At 65.0% G+C, this 17,915-nt stretch carries 15 protein-coding genes; 12 read left to right on the forward strand and 3 right to left on the reverse strand.

The genetic code is table 11. From position 1 onward, the window contains the following. Nucleotides 1-40 precede the first annotated feature (40 nt). The 12 genes from K7H93_RS02970 to K7H93_RS03025 all read left to right on the forward strand — a co-directional run bounded on the left by K7H93_RS02970 (nt 41) and on the right by K7H93_RS03025 (nt 13,986). Nucleotides 41-991: a Coq4 family protein gene (locus K7H93_RS02970; protein ID WP_230782409.1), complete on the forward strand. Its 951-nt coding sequence runs from the start codon at nt 41-43 to the stop codon at nt 989-991. Nucleotides 992-1,231: 240 nt separating this feature from the next. After that, nucleotides 1,232-3,070, forward strand: coding sequence for a putative bifunctional diguanylate cyclase/phosphodiesterase (locus K7H93_RS02975; protein ID WP_230782411.1), 1,839 nt, complete (start codon nt 1,232-1,234; stop codon nt 3,068-3,070). Between the two features lie 207 nt (nt 3,071-3,277). Beyond that, entirely contained in the window at nt 3,278-4,252 is a 975-nt protein-coding gene (gene mdh / locus K7H93_RS02980) for a malate dehydrogenase (protein WP_230782413.1), read from the forward strand. Further along, nucleotides 4,249-4,536 carry a hypothetical protein gene (locus K7H93_RS02985; RefSeq protein ID WP_230782414.1) on the forward strand — a complete coding sequence of 96 codons (288 nt, stop codon included), beginning with the start codon at nt 4,249-4,251 and terminating at the stop codon, nt 4,534-4,536. Before mdh ends, K7H93_RS02985 begins: the two co-directional genes overlap by 4 nt. A gap of 18 nt (nt 4,537-4,554) precedes the next feature. Then, a complete protein-coding gene (sucD, locus tag K7H93_RS02990; protein WP_054523782.1) occupies nt 4,555-5,445 on the forward strand; it encodes a succinate--CoA ligase subunit alpha in 891 nt (296 codons plus the stop codon). A gap of 122 nt (nt 5,446-5,567) precedes the next feature. Continuing rightward, a complete protein-coding gene (locus K7H93_RS02995) occupies nt 5,568-8,426 on the forward strand; it encodes a 2-oxoglutarate dehydrogenase E1 component (RefSeq protein WP_230782415.1) in 2,859 nt (952 codons plus the stop codon). Between the two features lie 6 nt (nt 8,427-8,432). Beyond that, nucleotides 8,433-9,674, forward strand: a complete 1,242-nt coding sequence (gene odhB, locus K7H93_RS03000) for a 2-oxoglutarate dehydrogenase complex dihydrolipoyllysine-residue succinyltransferase (RefSeq protein WP_230782416.1) — start codon at nt 8,433-8,435, stop codon at nt 9,672-9,674. Between the two features lie 106 nt (nt 9,675-9,780). Further along, complete coding sequence (gene lpdA / locus K7H93_RS03005) at nt 9,781-11,199, forward strand: dihydrolipoyl dehydrogenase (RefSeq protein ID WP_230782417.1); 1,419 nt, start codon at nt 9,781-9,783, stop codon at nt 11,197-11,199. Nucleotides 11,200-11,212: 13 nt separating this feature from the next. Further along, nucleotides 11,213-12,040 (forward strand): hypothetical protein, encoded by an 828-nt coding sequence (locus tag K7H93_RS03010; protein ID WP_230782418.1) that lies wholly within the window; start codon nt 11,213-11,215, stop codon nt 12,038-12,040. Next, nucleotides 12,037-12,471, forward strand: a complete 435-nt coding sequence (locus K7H93_RS03015; protein ID WP_010234750.1) for a VOC family protein — start codon at nt 12,037-12,039, stop codon at nt 12,469-12,471. The genes K7H93_RS03010 and K7H93_RS03015 overlap by 4 nt, the downstream gene beginning before the upstream one ends. Nucleotides 12,472-12,530: 59 nt before the next feature. After that, nucleotides 12,531-13,232 carry a PepSY domain-containing protein gene (locus K7H93_RS03020; protein ID WP_230782419.1) on the forward strand — a complete coding sequence of 234 codons (702 nt, stop codon included), beginning with the start codon at nt 12,531-12,533 and terminating at the stop codon, nt 13,230-13,232. After that, nucleotides 13,219-13,986: a trimeric intracellular cation channel family protein gene (locus K7H93_RS03025; protein ID WP_054523776.1), complete on the forward strand. Its 768-nt coding sequence runs from the start codon at nt 13,219-13,221 to the stop codon at nt 13,984-13,986. Before K7H93_RS03020 ends, K7H93_RS03025 begins: the two co-directional genes overlap by 14 nt. A 64-nt stretch (nt 13,987-14,050) precedes the next feature. On the opposite strand, the gene K7H93_RS03030 is transcribed toward K7H93_RS03025, so the two are convergent. The 3 genes from K7H93_RS03030 to K7H93_RS03040 all read right to left on the reverse strand — a co-directional run bounded on the left by K7H93_RS03030 (nt 14,051) and on the right by K7H93_RS03040 (nt 17,912). Continuing rightward, on the reverse strand, nt 14,051-14,773 hold the full coding sequence (locus K7H93_RS03030; RefSeq protein ID WP_230782421.1) for a hypothetical protein: 723 nt from the start codon (nt 14,771-14,773) through the stop codon (nt 14,051-14,053). 136 nt (nt 14,774-14,909) lie between these two features. Beyond that, on the reverse strand, nt 14,910-15,443 hold the full coding sequence (locus K7H93_RS03035) for a hypothetical protein (RefSeq protein WP_230782423.1): 534 nt from the start codon (nt 15,441-15,443) through the stop codon (nt 14,910-14,912). Nucleotides 15,444-15,767: 324 nt separating this feature from the next. After that, nucleotides 15,768-17,912: a prolyl oligopeptidase family serine peptidase gene (locus K7H93_RS03040; protein WP_230782425.1), complete on the reverse strand. Its 2,145-nt coding sequence runs from the start codon at nt 17,910-17,912 to the stop codon at nt 15,768-15,770. Between the last annotated feature and the right edge of the window lie 3 nt (nt 17,913-17,915).

Consider the following 17,915-nt stretch of genomic DNA (forward strand, 5'->3'; position numbering starts at 1 on the left):
CCCGATAACATTTGTTAACGCGTTTGACACAAAATTAACCATGCTAGACAATCAGGGCGTCATGGCTTCCTCTGGCACCGCTCTTGATCCCGCTGCGCAGGCGGCACCGCACGACGACGGCGGCGATGCGCGTTCTTTCATGCTGCATGAGGGTACCGAAAGCCGCAGCGTGCCCTGCGACGACGTGCTGGTGCGCGAGATCAGCGGACGGGTGGACATCCGCCCGGTCGTCCATCCCGATCGCAAGCCGCCGCGGCGCAATGTCGGCAAGGCGTGGTATCACTTCAAACGCTACATCAAGGACAAGGAACAGACCAACGAGGTCGTCGCCGTGTTCGACAACCTGCCCTGGCGCGAGTTGCACGATGAGGCTGCGGCCTTCCTGCAGACCGAGCGCGGGCGCGAGATCTATCGGGCCGAGCCGTATCTGCCCACCTTCCTCGACGATCACGAGACCCTGCGGCGCACACCCAGGGGCAGCTTCGCCCACGCCTATTGCGACTTCATGGAACGCGAAGGACTGACCGCCGCCGGAATGGTCGAAGCCACGAAGGCGCGCGAGGACGCCAATTATTTCGACGACGGGGTCAACTGGTACATCGAGCGTCTGCGCGATTTCCACGACATCCTGCATATCGTGACCGGCTACGGGCGCGACATTCTGGGCGAGCAGTGCATCTTCGCCTACATGTATCACCAGCGGCCCAGCCCCGGGCATCTCTATCTCGCGTGGATCGGCGCACTGATGGTCCGGGCCCAGGCGCTGCGTTCGCGCGCGCCGATCATCGGCGCGCTGCGCGAGGCACGGCGCAATGGCAAAGGCTGCCCGAGGATCGTCGAGCAACCGATCCAGGAGCTCTTCGCGCTGCCGCTCGAAGAAGTCAGGGCGCGGTTCAACACGCCGGCGCCGCACGTCTATCATAAGGTGATGGACATCTTCCGCGAGGAAGGAATCGATCCGCACGCCTTCCTCGCCAAGCAGGAAGACTAGCGGCCGTTCCCGCTCGCCCGGTGTCCCGATGCGTCTGCAAGGGGGTAGCGAATTGGGCAGATAGCGTCCCGAGACCCAAATCTTAACCGCTTGATCACCATTCTCCCTCTACCGTTCCTGCGGAACCACGGGAAAATTCTCATTTTTGGGTCAGGCAAGATTTTCAAGGGCGCGAAGCCGAGCAGTGTGATCGACCAGAGGCTCCGACGGACCCTGGTGGACTCGCTCTACTCCAATCCGATGAGCCTTCTGATCGGCGCGCTGTGCGGCGTGCTGGTGTGCGCCTACACCGCCTACGTCTCCGACGACCAGGCGCTGCAGATCGTCGCCTGGGTCCTGGCCGGCGTCGCGCTCACGCGGGTCGCTGTGATGGTCGCGGTCCGCAATGTCCTGCGCGCCAAGAGCAGCACGCTGGAACTGCTGTTCGAATTCGGGGCCTTCGCCTACGCCGGATCGGTCAGCCTGATGGCCGCGCTGGCGATCCTCCACAATGTCAGCGTCGAGGCGCAGATGGTGCTGGTGGTCTACGCCGTCGGCTACGCCACCGCGATCGCGCCGCGCAACGCCGGGCGTCCGTTCATCGCCATCGGCCAGCTGCTCGCGGTCATGGCCCCGCTTACCGGCGCCCTGCTGCTAAGCGATGCGCTGCTGGTGCGTGTGCTGGGTGTCGTCGCGCTGCTGCACATCCCCTCGACCGTGTCGATCACCATCAACGTCTACCGCTCGCTGCGTACATCGATCGCGGAGGCCGAGACGAATGAGCGGCTGGCCCGCAAGATGGAGGTGCTGGCGCATACCGACATCGTCACCGGCCTGCACAACCGCGCCGGGCTCAACGATGTGCTCGCCGCGCAGGTCCGCCATGGCGGTCCGGATCAGCGGATTGCGCTGTTCTGGCTCGACCTCGACCGATTCAAGGAGGTGAACGACCTGCTCGGCCACCAGATGGGCGACCGGGTGCTGTCCGAGATCGCGCGTCGCCTGCGCGACAGCCTGCCGGTGGATGCGGGGATCGCGCGCTTCGGCGGCGACGAATTCGTGTTCTTCTGCCAGATCGACGATCGCGCCCAGTGCGAGCGGCTGGCCAACCGCGTGCTCGACCAGATCACTCGCCCGATGCGCCTCGATGGAGAGCGTCTCGAGGTCTCCAGCTCGATCGGGATCGCGACCATGCCCGAGGACGGCGTGGATGCCGACCGGCTGATGCAGGCCGCCGACCTTGCGCTGTACCATGCCAAACAGGATGGGCGCGGCAAGCTGCGCTTCTTCGATGACGAGATGACCCGCGAACTGGCCAACCGGCGCGAGATCGAGGCGGAATTGCGCCAGGCGATCCAGCGCGACGAGCTGTCGCTGTTCTTCCAGCCGATCATCGATCTGCAGACCGGCCGCATCCGCTGTTTCGAGGCACTGCTGCGCTGGTTCCACCCGGTCAAGGGCGAGCTACGCCCGGCCGAGTTCATCCCGGTGGCCGAGGAAACCGGCGTGATCGTGACGCTGGGCAACTGGATCACCCGCCAGGCCGCACTTGCCTGCGCGCAGTGGCCCGAAGACGTCAGCGTAGCGGTCAACCTCTCCCCGCTCCAGATCAAGGCGCCCGGTGCGGTCCTCGCAATCGAGCAGGCGCTGCGCGAGGCCAATCTCGACCCGCGCCGGCTGGAACTGGAGGTGACCGAGAGCCTGTTCATCGAAGACCACGAACAGACCGCCGCGTTTATCGACGAGCTGGCCGCCAAGGGCGTACGCTTCGCGCTCGACGATTTCGGCACAGGCTATTCCTCGCTCTCGTACATCCACAAATACCCGTTCTCCAAGATCAAGGTCGATCGCTGCTTCGTCTCCGGGGCGGACGTGGGCCCGCGCGCGCACGCGATCATCCGTGCAGTCGCCGCCATGGGCCGCGGGCTGGATATGGAGATCGTCGCCGAAGGGCTGGAGGAACAGTGCCAGGTCGAGACCGTTCGGGATGCAGGCTGTACGCTGGGCCAGGGCTATTTCTTCAGCCGCGCGGTGCCCGATTACCTCGCCGCGATGCTGCTCGCGCAGGATCGCGAGGACGACGGATTGCGCGCTGCGTAGAGAGCAAAACGCTCCTGCAAATCATTATCTAAAACACTCGCCCCCTTGTCCTTTTTGCCGGTTGCAATCGCGCAAACCCGGGCCTACGTCGCTTGCCAGAAGCAGGCTTTCGCGCGCAATCCCTCGGGGACGCCGAAGGGGCGTGAAAGTCTTGCACCAACGAACGGCAACCGCGGCGTCCCCGGCAAAAAGGACTGATACGCTCCCATGGCCACTCCCGCAGGACGCAAGAAGATCGCCCTCATCGGCTCCGGCATGATCGGAGGCACCCTCGCCCACCTCGCCGCGAAGAAGGAAATGGGCGACATCGTCCTGTTCGACATCGCCGAGGGCATGCCCCAGGGCAAGGCGCTGGACCTTAGCCAGTGCGGCCCGGTCGAAGGCTTCGACGCCAAGATCACCGGCACCAACGACTATGCCGACATCGCCGGCGCAGACGTCATCATCGTGACCGCCGGTGTCCCCCGCAAGCCCGGCATGAGCCGTGACGACCTGCTCGGCATCAACCTCAAGGTGATGAAGGCGGTCGGCGAAGGCATCAAGAACAACGCGCCCGATGCGTTCGTGATCTGCATCACCAACCCGCTCGACGCGATGGTGTGGGCTCTGCGCGAATTCTCCGGCCTGCCGCACAACAAGGTGGTCGGCATGGCGGGCGTGCTCGACTCGGCGCGCTTCGCCACCTTCCTCGCGTGGGAATTCGACGTTTCGGTGAAGGACGTGAACGCCTTCGTGCTCGGCGGCCACGGCGACACCATGGTTCCCGTCACCAGCTACACCACGATCAACGGCATCCCGGTCAACGACTTCGCCAAGATCAAGGGCGTCGACCAGAGCCGCATCGATGAAATCGTCGACCGCACCCGCAAGGGCGGCGGCGAGATCGTTGGCCTGCTCGGCAACGGTTCCGCCTACTATGCCCCCGCGACCAGCGCGATCAGCATGGCCGAAGCCTATCTGGGCGACCAGAAGCGCATCCTGCCCTGTGCCAGCTATGTCGAAGGCAAGTACGGCCTCGACGGCCTCTATGTGGGCGTCCCCACCGTCATCGGCGCGGGCGGCACCGAGGACGTGATCGAGATCGAGCTTTCGGATGAGGAAAAGAAGAACCTCAAGGTCAGCACCGACGCGGTCGAGGAACTGCTCGAAGCCTGCAAGGGGCTGGATAGCTCGCTGGCGTGATCGGGCCGCTAACCTACACCGGCTGGGTTGTCATCCTGGCGATCATTGCGGTTTGGACCGCGATGATTCGCTTTGGTCTGGCAGGCAAATGGCAGTTGGGGTTAGCGCTTACCGCTCCGTTCTTTGGTGTGCTCATTTGGGTTGAATTCAACACCGCAGGACCACCCATGTGGGCAGACCCTTACGGACCGCTTCTTTTTGCGATGATAGCTGGGCCAATCTTTCTCGGCTGGATTCTTTTCGCACTCGCCTTTGCCTCTCGCAGGCTCACCAAACACGGTTAGACATTTCGGAGACAGTTCATGTCCATCCTCGTAAACAAAGATACCAAGGTCATCACCCAGGGGATGACCGGCAATACCGGCACCTTCCACACGCAGCAGGCCCTCGATTACGGCACGCAGATGGTTGCGGGCGTGACGCCGGGCAAAGGCGGCACCGACCATATCGGCCTGCCGCAGTTCAACACCGTCAAGGAAGCCAAGGAAGCGACCGGCGCGACCGCATCGTGCATCTACGTGCCGCCGCCCTTCGCCGCCGACGCGATCTGCGAAGCGATCGACGCGGAGATCGAGCTGATCGTGTGCATCACCGAAGGCATTCCGGTGCTCGACATGGTCCGCGCCAAGGCTGCGCTGGAAGGCTCCAAGTCGCGCCTCATCGGGCCGAACTGCCCCGGCGTTCTGACGCCGAACGAATGCAAGATCGGCATCATGCCTGGCTCCATTTTCAAGAAGGGCAGCGTGGGCGTCGTAAGCCGCTCGGGCACGCTGACCTATGAAGCCGTGCACCAGACCACCAATGCAGGCCTCGGCCAGACGACCGCGGTCGGCATCGGCGGCGATCCGGTCAACGGCACCAACTTCATCGACGTGCTCGACCTGTTCCTCGACGATCCGGAAACCGAGAGCATGATCATGATCGGCGAAATCGGCGGCAGCGCCGAGGAAGAAGCCGCCCAGTTCCTCGCGGAGCAGAAGAAGAAGGGCCGCTGGAAGCCGACCGTCGGCTTCATCGCGGGCCGCACGGCGCCTCCGGGCCGCCGCATGGGCCACGCCGGCGCAATCGTCTCGGGCGGCCAGGGCGGCGCGGAAGACAAGATCGCGGCGATGGAAGCGGCCGGCATCCGCGTGGCGCAGTCGCCCAGCGAACTGGGCACCACGCTGGCCGCGCTGCTCAAGGAAAACGCCTGAGTCCCTAATGGTGGCCCTGGCGTGTGCCGGGGCCACCAACCACGCGGGGGGGACCTATATGCCGGGCAAAAGCTTCTATGATGGAAGCGTCCTCTTTCCCCGGAATGCATGAGTGAAGTTCGATGGGTAACGAAAACCAGTCCTTCCTGCCGGAACTCGGCGATCAGGAAGCCGCGCAACCCGGCCCCAGCTGGGCCAATCCGCGCTGGCCGCTGACCGGTCTGGACAGCGAAAGCGACCTGACCCAGGCGATGGACCCGACGGTGATGAAGCTGGCGGTGAAGCAGGCCGCGCAAAAGGCGGGCAAGCCCACCGATCAGGCCAGCGTCACGCAGGCCGCCGAAGACGCGATCCGCGCGATGCTGCTGATCCGTACCTTCCGCGTGCGCGGTCACCTCGCCTCCGATCTCGACCCGCTGGGCCTGTCCAAGCGCGACCTGCCCGAAGACCTGAAGCTGGAATGGCATTTCCCGCCCGATGCAATGGATCACGAGATCTACGTCGGCGGCAATCTGGGATTGGAGTGGACCACCCCGCGCGAGCTCTACGATGTGCTCAAGGCCAATTACTGCGGCAAGGTCGGCCTCGAATACATGCATATCTCCGACGTGGAGGAGCGGCGCTTCCTCCAGGACCGGATCGAGGGCCCCGAAGAGGTCATCCAGTTCACGCCCGAGGGCAAACGCGCGATCCTGGCCGCGGTGATCCGGGGCGAGGAGTTCGAGAACTTCCTCGGCAAGAAATACGTCGGCACCAAGCGCTTCGGCCTCGACGGCGGCGAGGGAATGATCCCCGCGCTGGAGGCAGTCATCAAATATGGCGGCCAGATGGGCGTGCGCGAGATCATCTATGGCATGGCCCACCGCGGCCGCCTGAACGTGCTCGCCAACGTGATGGCCAAGCCCTACCGCGTGATCTTCCACGAATTCTCCGGCGGCAGCGCCAATCCGGAAGACGTCGGCGGCTCGGGCGATGTGAAATACCACCTCGGCACCAGCACCGACCGCGAATTCGACGGCATCAAGGTTCACATGAGCCTGGTACCCAACCCCAGCCACCTCGAAGCGGTGGACCCGGTGGTGCTGGGCAAGGCCCGCGCTCAGCAGGCGTTCCGCGACGATCTGGTCAAGCACGAGCAGGTGCTGCCGGTGCTGATCCACGGCGATGCCGCCTTCGCCGGCCAGGGCATCGTGTGGGAGACGCTCAGCTTCTCGGGCATTCCCGGCTACAACACGGGCGGGGTCATCCACTTCGTCATCAACAACCAGATCGGCTTCACCACCAGCCCCAGGTTCGCCCGCAACTCGCCCTACCCGTCCGACGTGGCGAAGGGTGTGCAGGCGCCGATCCTGCATGTGAACGGCGACGATCCCGAAGCCGTGACCTTCGCGTGCAAGCTGGCGGTCGAATATCGCCAGCACTTCGGCCGCGACATCGTGATCGACATGTGGTGCTATCGCCGCTTCGGCCACAACGAGGGCGACGAGCCGAGCTTCACCCAGCCGCAAATGTATGCCGCGATCAAGCAGCACCCCAAGATCAGCGTGATCTATTCCGATCGCCTGCTGGCCGACGGGGTGATCGAGGACGGCTTCGTCGAAGCGCAGCGCGAAGAGTTCACCAACCACCTGCAGGAAGAATTCACCGCCGGGCAGAACTACAAGCCCAACGAGGCGGACTGGTTCGGCGGACGCTGGGCGGGCCTGAACAAACCGGTCGATCCGGAAACCTCGCGCCGCAATGTCGAGACCGCGATCTCGACCAAGCTGTTCGACAGCCTTGGCCGCACGCTGACCACCGTGCCGGAGGATGTCTCCATCCACCGCACGCTTGGCCGCGTGCTCGACGCCAAGCGCGAAATGTTCGAGAAGGGCGAAGGCTTCGACTGGGCAACCGGAGAAGCGCTCGCCTTCGGCAGCCTCGTGTCGGAAGGCTACGGCGTGCGCCTGTCGGGCCAGGATTCGGGCCGTGGCACGTTCAGCCAGCGGCACGCCGTGTGGCACGACCAGAAGGTGGAGGGTGAGACCTACATCCCGCTGACCACCCTGCCGCACGGCAAGTTCGAGGTCTACGACAGCCCGCTGTCCGAATACGGCGTGCTCGGCTTCGAATACGGGTTTGCCCTCGCCGATCCGAAGACGCTGGTGTTGTGGGAAGCGCAGTTCGGCGATTTCGCCAACGGCGCGCAGATCATGATCGACCAGTTCATCGCCAGTGGCGAGGCCAAGTGGCTGCGCGCCAACGGCCTGGTGATGCTGTTGCCGCATGGCTACGAAGGCCAGGGGCCGGAGCACAGCTCCGCCCGGCTCGAGCGGTTCCTGCAGCTGTGCGCGAACGACAATATCCAGGTGTGCAACATCACCATGCCGCACAACTATTTCCATGTGCTGCGCCGCCAGATGATGCGTCCGTTCCGCAAGCCGCTGGTGATCATGACGCCCAAGAGCCTGCTGCGTCACCCGATGGCCAAGAGCCCGGCCTCGATGTTCATGGGGGATTCGCAGTTCAAGCGCATCCTTTCGGACAACAAGGAGATCGCGGACGAGAAGGTGAAGCGCCTCGTGCTGTGTTCGGGCAAGGTGGCGTTCGACCTGATGGAGAAGCGCGACGAGGAAGGCCTCGAAGACGTCTCGATCGTCCGGATCGAACAGCTCTACCCCTTCCCCGGCGATCCTCTGGCCGTCCGTCTGGAACGGATGACCAATCTGGAAAGCGTCGTGTGGTGTCAGGAAGAACCGCGCAACAACGGCGCATGGTTCTTCGTGAACGAGCGGATCGAGGCATCGCTGGCCGCTGCGGGCAAGGACGGCATGCGCCCGACCTATGCCGGTCGCGAAGAAGCCGCATCGCCCGCCACCGGGCTCGCCAAGCGGCACCAGGCGCAGCAGGAAGCGCTGGTGACCATCGCGCTGGGCCTCGCCGATGGCGGCGAAGCCAAGCGCGCCCTGAAGAAAAAAGAAATCGCCGAAAAGAAGGTCTGACGCATCATGGCTACCGAAATCACGGTCCCCCAACTCGGTGAATCGGTCACCGAAGGCACCATCGCCGAATGGCTCAAGCAACCCGGCGATGCCGTGGCTGTGGACGAGCCGATCGCCAGCCTGGAGACGGACAAGGTTGCCGTCGACGTGCCCTCGCCCGTTGCCGGGGTGATCGAGGAACTGCGCGCCGAGGTGGGCGACAATGTCGAAGTCGGCGCGGTGATCGCGACGGTGAAGGAAGGCGCGGAAGCGTCCTCGGGCAAGAGCGCGCCTGCGCCCAGCCCCGCACCGGCCCCCGCGAAGGACGATGCCGGTCAGGCCGCCTATGGCAACCACGACGAAGGCACCGGTGACGCCGGCCAGACGCTCTCCCCCGCGGTGCGCCGCGCGGTGCTGGAATACGGGGTCGACCCGAGCAGCATCAAGGGCTCCGGCAAGGACGGTCGCCTGACCAAGGAAGACGTCATCGCCGCCGCGAAGAACAAGGGCGACGACAGCGCGGCATCCGCCCCCGCCCCGTCCGCTCCCGCCACGGCCGCTTCGGGTGAACGCCGCGAGGAACGCGTCAAGATGACGCGGATGCGCCAGACGATCGCCAAGCGCCTCAAGGGCGCGCAGGACAACGCCGCTCTGCTGACCACCTTCAACGATGTGGACATGAGCGCGGTCATCGAGACGCGCGAGAAGTACAAGGACCTGTTCGCCAAGAAGCACGACATCAAGCTCGGCTTCATGGGCTTCTTCGCGAAGGCCGCGTGCCTCGCGCTGAAGGACGTGCCCGCCGCCAACGCCTACATCGAAGGCGACGAGATCGTGTACCACGACTTCGTCGACATCTCGGTCGCGGTCAGCGCGCCCAACGGCCTGGTCGTCCCGGTCATCCGCGATGCCGACAAGAAGGGCTTCGCGCAGATCGAGAAGGACATTGCGGACTTCGGCGCGCGCGCCAAGGACGGCACGCTGACGATGGACGACATGAAGGGCGGCACCTTCACCATCTCCAACGGTGGCGTGTTCGGCTCGCTGATGTCGACCCCGATCATCAACCCGCCGCAGAGCGCGGTGCTGGGCCTCCACCGGATCGAGGATCGCCCCGTGGCGATCAACGGCAAGGTCGAAATCCGCCCGATGATGTACATCGCGCTCAGCTACGACCACCGTCTGATCGACGGACGGGAAGCTGTGACCGCGCTCAAGATCATGAAGGAAGCGATCGAAGATCCGACCCGGATGCTGATCGACCTGTAAGACTATTTGCCGTCACCCCCGCGAAAGCGGGGGTCCCGCTCCCTATATCGGGAGCACAACGGAGAAGGCGGGGTGCCCGCTTTCTGGGGGATGACGAGAGAAGAAAATGGCTGACCACAACTACGATTACGACGTCCTTGTCATCGGCGCTGGCCCGGGCGGCTACGTCGCCGCGATCCGCGCCGCGCAGCTGGGCCTGAAGACCGCCTGCGCCGAAGGGCGCGAGACGCTGGGTGGGACCTGCCTCAATGTCGGCTGCATCCCCTCCAAGGCGATGCTGCACGCATCCGAGTATTTCGATGCGGCCAAGAACGGCGCGATGAAAGAACTCGGCATCGACGTGGAGCCCAAGCTCAACCTCGACCAGATGCACGCCCAGCGCCGCGACGCGGTGAAGGGCCTGACCGGCGGGATCGAATTCCTGTTCAAGAAGAACAAGGTCGACTGGAAGAAGGGCTACGCCACCTTCCAAGACGCGCACACGGTGAAGGTGGGCGACGAGACGGTCACCGCGAAGGACATCGTCATCGCGACCGGTTCCTCGGTCACCCCGCTGCCGGGTGTCGAGATCGACAACGACAAGCACATCGTGGTCGACAGCACCGGCGCGCTCGAACTGCCCAAGGTGCCCAAGAAGATGGTCGTCATCGGTGGCGGCGTGATCGGGCTGGAACTCGGCTCGGTCTGGCGGCGTCTGGGCGCCGAAGTCACCTGCGTCGAATTCCTCGACGAGATCCTGCCGGGCATGGACGGCGACATCCGCAAGGAAGCGCGCAAGATCTTCAAGAAGCAGGGGATCGAGTTCAAGCTCTCGACCAAGGTCACCGGCGTATCGGTCAAGGGCAAGACCGCGACTTTGACGCTCGAACCCGCAGCGGGCGGTGACAAAGAGACGATGGAAGCCGATTGCGTGCTCGTCTCGATCGGGCGCAAGCCCAACACCGACGGGCTCGGCCTCGATGCGATCGGGCTGGAAACCAACAAGCGCGGCCAGATCGAGACCGATCACGACTTCCGCACCAAGGTGGATGGCGTGTGGGCGATCGGCGACTGCGTCCCCGGCCCGATGCTCGCCCACAAGGCCGAGGATGAAGGCATTGCCGTGGCGGAGAACATCGCCGGCCAGACCGGCATCGTGAACCACGCGATCATCCCGAGCGTCGTCTACACCTGGCCCGAGATCGCGGGCGTTGGCCTGACGACCGAGGAAGCCATCGAGAAGATGGGCGGCGACAAGAAGGCGGTAAAGGTCGGCAAGTTCCCCATGCTGGGCAACAGCCGCGCGAAGACCAACCACGAGCCCGACGGCTTCGTAAAGGTGATCGCCGAGGCCGAAAGCGACAAGGTGCTGGGCGTGTGGGCCATCGCCGTGCCCGCCGGCACGATGATTGCCGAAGCTGCGCTGGGCATGGAATTCGGCGCGACGTCGGAAGACATCGCCTACACCTGCCACGCCCACCCGACGCATTCCGAAGCGATGAAGGAAGCGGCGATGGCGGTTCAGGGCAAGCCGATTCACGTCTGATCGGAGAAGGATGATGGCGCAGCGCTGGGGCGAGAGATTTCCGGCGCTGCTCGCCATCGCCCTGCCCGTGCTGGCGGGCCTGGCCTATATGGCCTCGGGCGGAGCGCCGCAGTACTACCTGATCGTCAATGGCGGCGCGCTGGTGCTCGCCGCGCTGATCTTGCTGATCGGGCTACCGCAACTGGAGCAGCGCGGTCGCCTGATCGCGGGAATCGTGCTGCTGGTATTCTTCGCCCTGCCGCTTGTGACCGGGCCCTCGACCAACGGGATCGCGCGGTGGCTGCCGCTGGGTCCATTCATTCTCCACGCCGGGATGCTCACCATCCCCCCGCTGGTGGTGCTCGCCGCGCGCGATGAGCGGCTGGGCCCGCCGGCGCTGGCCGGTGCGCTGCTGATTGCGCTTGTCCAACCCGACTTTGCCAGCGCCTTTGCGCTCACCGGCGGGGCCGTCGGAGCCTACCAGGTGCGCAGCGACTGGCGCTTCGGCCTGGTGGTGATCGGCGGCTTCTTTATCGCCATTGCCGCTGCCTTGCAGGGCGAATTGCCCGCCGTGCCCTTTGTCGAGCGGGTCATTATCGACGCGGTCCATACGGCGCCCCTGATGGCGGCCCTCATCGCGCTCTCGCTTGCAGGCGCAGTCCTGATCATGCTGTTCGGCACCGGCCTGCCGCGGATCGCGCGCTATCCCACGGGCATGAGCCTGTTCGGCTTCTGGCTCGCCGCGCTGATGTCGAACTATCCGACCCCGCTGGCTGGGTACGGCGCGGCTGCGATTATCGGTTTCGCGCTGGCCCACGCGGTTGCGTTCGCCCTGCCCGATGCGGCACAAGAACGCGCATGAGCATTCCCCCCTTCCATCTCGCCTTCCCCGTTCACGATCTCGACGCGGCGCGCAATTTCTACGGCGCGCTGCTCGGCTGCCGCGAGGGGCGCTCGGATCGCGACTGGATCGACTATGATTTCTACGGTCACCAGATCGTGGCTCACGTGGCGCCAGCCGCAGTCGCCGCGCGCGCTGCGGGAGAGGATCGCAATGCAGTCGACGGAGAGGCCGTGCCGGTGCCCCATTTCGGCGTAGTGCTGCCGATGGACCAGTGGCAGGCGCTCGCCGACCGGCTGACCGGAGCAGGTCTGGAGTTCGTGATCGAGCCAACCGTGCGCTTCAAGGGGCAGCCCGGCGAGCAGGCGACGATGTTCTTCCGCGATCCCAGCGGCAATGCGCTGGAAATCAAGGCGATGGCCGACCCGGACAAGCTTTTCGCCAAAGACTGAGCGGGCGGACCCGTCCACTCCGATTGTGCCCGGCGCGCATGGGCGATAAGGGCGCGCGGATGGCCCGCAAACCCATCATGATGCGCCTTGCCAAGTGGCATATCTGGCTCGGCTGGCTGATCGGCGTTCCGCTGCTGATGTGGACGCTGACCGGGCTGGTGATGGTCGCGCGCCCGATCGACCAAGTGCGCGGCGAGCACCTGCGCGCTGAAGTGACAGAGCGTGCGTTGCCCAAGCAGCTGGCGCTGCCCGCGATCCCCGATGGCCAGCCGCGCCCGGTGGAGATCACGATCCGCTACGGCGAGAGCGGCCCCGTCGCGCTGGCCAGGTTTGCGGACGGATCGCTGCGGCGCTTCTCGGCGGAAAACGGCGCTCTGCTCCCCGAACTCTCGGCAAGCGATGCACGCGCGGTACTCGCCGGGAGGATCGTGACCGACAGTCCGCTCAAGGAACTGCGCAAGTTCGACGCCGACGAACCGCCGTTCGATTTCCGCCGCCCTGTCGACGTGTGGCGCGGCGAGTACGAGGATGGCACGCGCGTCTATATCGGCCGGCAGAGCGGCGCGGTGGAGGCGGTGCGCACGCCCTTCTGGCGTCTGTTCGATTTCATGTGGGGTCTGCACATCATGGATCTGCAAACCCGCGAGGATACCAGCCACCCGATCCTGATCGCATTCGCCGCGCTGGGCGCGATCGGATCGCTGATGGGGATCGTCCTGCTGTTCCGGCGCAGAAGGAGCAAACGCCGTGCCCGTAACTGAAGCCGCCGTGATCCTGACCCCCGTGCTCGACTGGCTGGATCTGGTCGGGGTCGCCGTGTTCGCGCTGTCGGGCGCGCTGATCGCCGCGCGCGAGCGGCAGACTTTCGTGACGATGGGCTTCTTTGCGCTGATGACCGGCGTCGGGGGCGGCACCGTGCGCGATCTGCTGATCGACGCGCCGGTCTTCTGGGTTCGCCATCCGTGGTACGCGGCGGTGTGTATTTCGATGGCCGCGATCGTGTGGAACACGCCGACCCGCTGGTGGCAGGGCAAGCTGTTCGACTACGCCGACGGCGTCGGGCTGGCGGCCTATTCGGTGCTCGGCGCGGCCAAGGCGATGAGCTACGGCCTGCCGCCGATCTCGGCCACGATCATGGGGATCATCACCGGCACCGTGGGCGGCACCATTCGCGATGTGATCGCGGGTCGCCCGTCGATCCTGATGCGGCCCGAGCTTTACGTGACGGCAGCCGCCCTGTCGGCGACCTTGTGCAGCTTCGGGATGTGGCTGTTCGACCCGCACGGGCTGAGCGACTGGGTGGTCTGGGCCATTGCGGCGTTTGCCGGCCTGGTGCTGCGCAGCGCGGCGATCCGATACAACCTAGGCCTGCCCGCGTTCCACGAACGTGAAATGGCCAGCGACCGCGAGACCGAGATCGGCGCGGAGGCGGTGGCCGAAGCGATTTCGCCGGAGAGCGACGGGATTTTCTTCGAAGAGGAGGCCCTGCCCCAGGAAGAAGCCCCCCGAACCTGACGTGAGTCTGAGGTTCGGGGGTCTCTCGATCATCCCGGCGACGGGGAAGTGTTAGCGGGCCCGATCAATACGGCTCGCCGTAGCCATCGTCCGGGTCGCCATCGTAGTCGTCGTAATCCTCACCCGGCACCGGCCCGCCGGGATAGGCAGGCTGCGCGGTGCTTCCCTGCGGGGGGTAGCCATAGCTCTGCGTCGAATAGGTGTTGCCGCGCGCGCGGGCATAGGCCTCGTCCGAGTATTGCGAGTCGCCGTACCCCTGGTCCGACTGGTAGCCATCATAGCCCTGGTAGCCGCGACCATAGCGGACATCGAGAACCTGCCCCGAACGATTGACCCGGCAGGTAAAGCCGCTGCCGTCATAGGTCGTGCCGGTCACCGAATAGCCGCTGCCGGTCCGCCCGACATTGTCGACCGAGCCGACACGCGACTGGCGCTCCACGCGGGAGATACAGCGATCCACCGCCCGGTCGAACGCGTCGTTGCGGACATAGTCCCGATCATCCCGGTCGGAGCTGGTCGCTGCGCTCGCAATCGCGAAGATGCCGCCCAGGATCAGCGCCCCTGCGATCACATCGCCAGCATCCACCCCACCGCCGCGATGGCGACGGTGATAGCGATAGCGGCGATATTGCTGCGCCTCGTCCACACCAAAGTCAGAACCGGCGACCGCGACAGGCGCGATCTGCGCAACGGGCTGGGCCACCGGAGGCAACTGGGCTGCCTGTACCGGTGAGAGAGCCAGCGCCGCAGTGGCACCGGCGAGCGAAAACGTGGTCAGTTGGCGCATTGTCCTGTTGTCTTTCATGCAATCCGGAGAGAACCCCGGCGCGACCGTGGAATCGGGAATAGGCGGCCAGCCCTGTCATGGGGCTGAACCGCCTTTCCCCTGTCGCTACGCGAACGTCGCGACGAACTGGCGCGGGTCAGATCCGGTTGAGACCACGGATCCCGCGATAATCGATGTCGACCACCCGGCCGCGACGGATCTCGCAGCTGAACCGGCCGCTGTCGCCGCGACGGTTATAGCCGCGCCGGTCGTAACCGCGACGCTGGTCGCGATAGCCGCGCGCACCATCGACCTCGATCCGGCCGGTGATGTTCCAGCCACGGCGGGTGTCGCGCACGCGGTTGATGTCGACCACGTTGGCGTAGCGATAGCCGGCCCGGCGGGCCTGATTCTCGGCAACGCGGACGCACTTGTCGATCGCGCGGCGCGGGTTGCCGTTGGAACGGTAGTAATTGTCGCGATAACGGTCGTCGCGATAACGGTCGCGGTTGGAAGCGGAAGCGATCGCGGCGATCCCGCCGATGATCAGCGCGCCGGCGATGACTTCGCCCGCGCTGATCCCGTCATTGTCGCGATCGCGATAGCGCTGGGCATCGGCAGGGGCGGCGGTGGTGAAGGCCATGGCGCCCGCGGCAGCGGTGCACAGGGCGGCCTTGGTGAAGCTTTGCATTGTGTGTCTCCTCACTGTGGTGCCGAGCGCCATTGCCCGAACACCAACTGTTCTAGAGACCACCCGGTGAGGTGTGACTGAATTGCGGCGAAAGCCATTGTTAATACAAATTGCCCCAAACCTGAACGGGCAGAATTCCGCGGTTTCCTGTGGTTTACCGCTGGTTTTACAACATGATTTGTATCGGAAACGTCGCCGAGGCCCGTCTCGCAATGCTGCTTCGTTAAGCTTGGTTCAGCAAGCCAAAGCGCCATTTCGACTCGCGATGCGCGCTCGAAACACGAAGCGGAGCCCGAAGGCCCCGCTTCGCTCGAATTGCCTGCCCTACTTCTCGATTTCGAGCCCTGTGAACGCGGCGAGGAAGGCGAGCACGTCGGCCGCTTCCTCGATCGCCTTGTCGGTCGGCTTGCCCGAACCGTGGCCCGCGCGCGTCTCGATCCGGATCAGCTGCGGCTTGTCGCCCAGATCCGCCGCCTGCAGCGCGGCGGTGTACTTGAAGCTGTGGCCCGGAACCACGCGGTCGTCGGTATCGGCGGTGGTCACCAGCAGCGCGGGGTAATCCACGCCCGAACGGATGTTGTGGTACGGCGAATAGGCGCGCAGCACCTTCCAGTCAGCTTCCTTGCTGGGATAGCCATAATCGTCGACCCAGTAGCGACCGGCGGTGAACTGGTCGAAGCGCAGCATGTCCATCACGCCGACGGCAGCATTGCCCGCCGCGAACAGATCGGGCCGCTGGTTTGTCACCGCGCCGATCAGCAGGCCGCCGTTCGAGCCGCCCTGAATCGCGAGGCCATCTTCCGGCGTGATTCCTTCATCGATCAGGTATTCCCCCGCGGCGATGAAATCGTCGAACACGTTCTGCTTGTTGTTCAGCCGCCCGGCATCGTGCCACGCCTTGCCGTATTCGCCGCCGCCCCGGATGTTGGCGACCACATAGGCCCCGCCCGATTCGACCCATGCGAGGCGCGAGGGGCTGAAGCCCGGCGTCAGCGAAATGTTGAACCCGCCATAGCCATAGAGCAGCGTCGGCACGGCCTTGCCGCTCTCGGCCACGGCCTTGCTGCGGACCAGGAACATCGGCACGCGGGTGCCATCCTTCGAAGTGTAGAACTTCTGTTCGACCACGAAATCGTCCGGGTCGAAGGAGACCTCGGGCTGGGCCCAGATCGTGCTCTCGCCGCTCGCGACATCATAGCGGTAGATGGTCGTGGGGCGGTTGTAGCTGGAGAAGGCGTAGAACGTCTCGGCCTGCTCCGGATCGCCGCCGAAGCCGCCCGCGCTACCGATCCCCGGCAGTGAGACCTCGCCCTGCGGCGTGCCGTCCAGCCCGAACACCTCGATCTTGCTCTTGGCATCGACCAGGTAACTCGCGATCAGCTTGCCGCCGACCAGCGACACCCCGTCGAGCGTCTGTTCGCTTTCGGGGATCACCGTGCTCCAGCCCTGCTGCGGCGCGGTGACATCCACCGTAACCACCTTCTTCAGCGGCGCATCATCGTTGGTGACGAAGAAGAACCGGCTGCCGAGGTTGCCGACATAGGAATAGTTGTTCTCGAACCCCGGCACCAAAGTCATCGGGTCGGCATCGGGGCGCTCCAGATCGATCAGCGTCACTTCGTAGCGATCGTCGGTCCCGCTGGAGCTGGTGACGACCAGCCAGCGGCCATCATCGCTCACCTGCGCAGTGTGGTTCAGCTCGGGCTGGTGGGGCGTCTCATAGACCAGCGTGTCGGCATCCTGATCGGTGCCGAGCGTGTGGAAATAGACCTGCTGGTTTGTGTTGAGCGCCTGGAAGGTCTCGCCCTCGCCCGTCGCGGGGAAGCGGCTGTAGTAGAAGCCGCTGCCGTCCTTCGCCCAGTCGAGATTGGAGAACTTCACCCATTCGACCGTATCGGGCAGCACCGTGCCGGTGGCGACATCCATCACCTTGACCGTGCGCCAGTCGCTGCCGCCATCCTGGATCGCGTAGAGCAGCTTGGTGCCATCATCGGTGATCGCGTAATCGGCGAGCGCGGTGGCATCGTCTTCCGACCATTCATTAGGGTCGATCAGCACGCGTGCTTCGCCATCCAGCCCGTCGCGCACATAGAGGACGCTCTGGTTCTGCAGGCCGTTATTGCGGGTGTAGAAATAGTGCCCGTCCTTGTCGGTCGGCAGGCCGAAGCGCTCGTAATCGGTCAGCTGCGTGATCCGCTTCTTCAGCACATCGCGCCCAGGCAGCTGAGCGAGGAAGGCGTCGGTAACGGCATTCTCGCGCGCGACCCAGTCGGCCACTTCCTTGTCGGTGCGGACATCGTTCTCGAGCCAGCGATAGGGATCGGCGACCTGCTGCCCGAAGTGCTCTTCCACGACATCGCCGGTGCGCGTTTCGGGATAGTCGGGCGCGGTCAGATCCTGCGCGGCGGCGGGCATCGCGACCGCAACCAGTGCGGTGGCGGCTCCGGTAAGAAGGCTGTTGCGAAGCATGGG

Source organism: Citromicrobium bathyomarinum (assembly GCF_021021475.1).
Classification (GTDB): Bacteria; Pseudomonadota; Alphaproteobacteria; order Sphingomonadales; family Sphingomonadaceae; genus Alteriqipengyuania; species Alteriqipengyuania bathyomarina.

Excerpts from the sequence above, each read along its gene's own strand:
- K7H93_RS02970 (WP_230782409.1), top strand. The coding sequence starts at position 41 with ATGCTAGACAATCAGGGCGTCATGGCTTCCTCTGGCACCGCTCTTGAT.
- K7H93_RS02975 (WP_230782411.1), top strand. The coding sequence starts at position 1,232 with ATGAGCCTTCTGATCGGCGCGCTGTGCGGCGTGCTGGTGTGCGCCTAC.
- mdh (WP_230782413.1), top strand. The coding sequence starts at position 3,278 with ATGGCCACTCCCGCAGGACGCAAGAAGATCGCCCTCATCGGCTCCGGC.
- sucD (WP_054523782.1), top strand. The coding sequence starts at position 4,555 with ATGTCCATCCTCGTAAACAAAGATACCAAGGTCATCACCCAGGGGATG.
- K7H93_RS02995 (WP_230782415.1), top strand. The coding sequence starts at position 5,568 with ATGGGTAACGAAAACCAGTCCTTCCTGCCGGAACTCGGCGATCAGGAA.
- odhB (WP_230782416.1), top strand. The coding sequence starts at position 8,433 with ATGGCTACCGAAATCACGGTCCCCCAACTCGGTGAATCGGTCACCGAA.
- lpdA (WP_230782417.1), top strand. The coding sequence starts at position 9,781 with ATGGCTGACCACAACTACGATTACGACGTCCTTGTCATCGGCGCTGGC.
- K7H93_RS03010 (WP_230782418.1), top strand. The coding sequence starts at position 11,213 with ATGGCGCAGCGCTGGGGCGAGAGATTTCCGGCGCTGCTCGCCATCGCC.
- K7H93_RS03015 (WP_010234750.1), top strand. The coding sequence starts at position 12,037 with ATGAGCATTCCCCCCTTCCATCTCGCCTTCCCCGTTCACGATCTCGAC.
- K7H93_RS03020 (WP_230782419.1), top strand. The coding sequence starts at position 12,531 with ATGGCCCGCAAACCCATCATGATGCGCCTTGCCAAGTGGCATATCTGG.
- K7H93_RS03030 (WP_230782421.1), bottom strand. The coding sequence starts at position 14,773 with ATGCGCCAACTGACCACGTTTTCGCTCGCCGGTGCCACTGCGGCGCTG.
- K7H93_RS03035 (WP_230782423.1), bottom strand. The coding sequence starts at position 15,443 with ATGCAAAGCTTCACCAAGGCCGCCCTGTGCACCGCTGCCGCGGGCGCC.
- K7H93_RS03040 (WP_230782425.1), bottom strand. The coding sequence starts at position 17,912 with ATGCTTCGCAACAGCCTTCTTACCGGAGCCGCCACCGCACTGGTTGCG.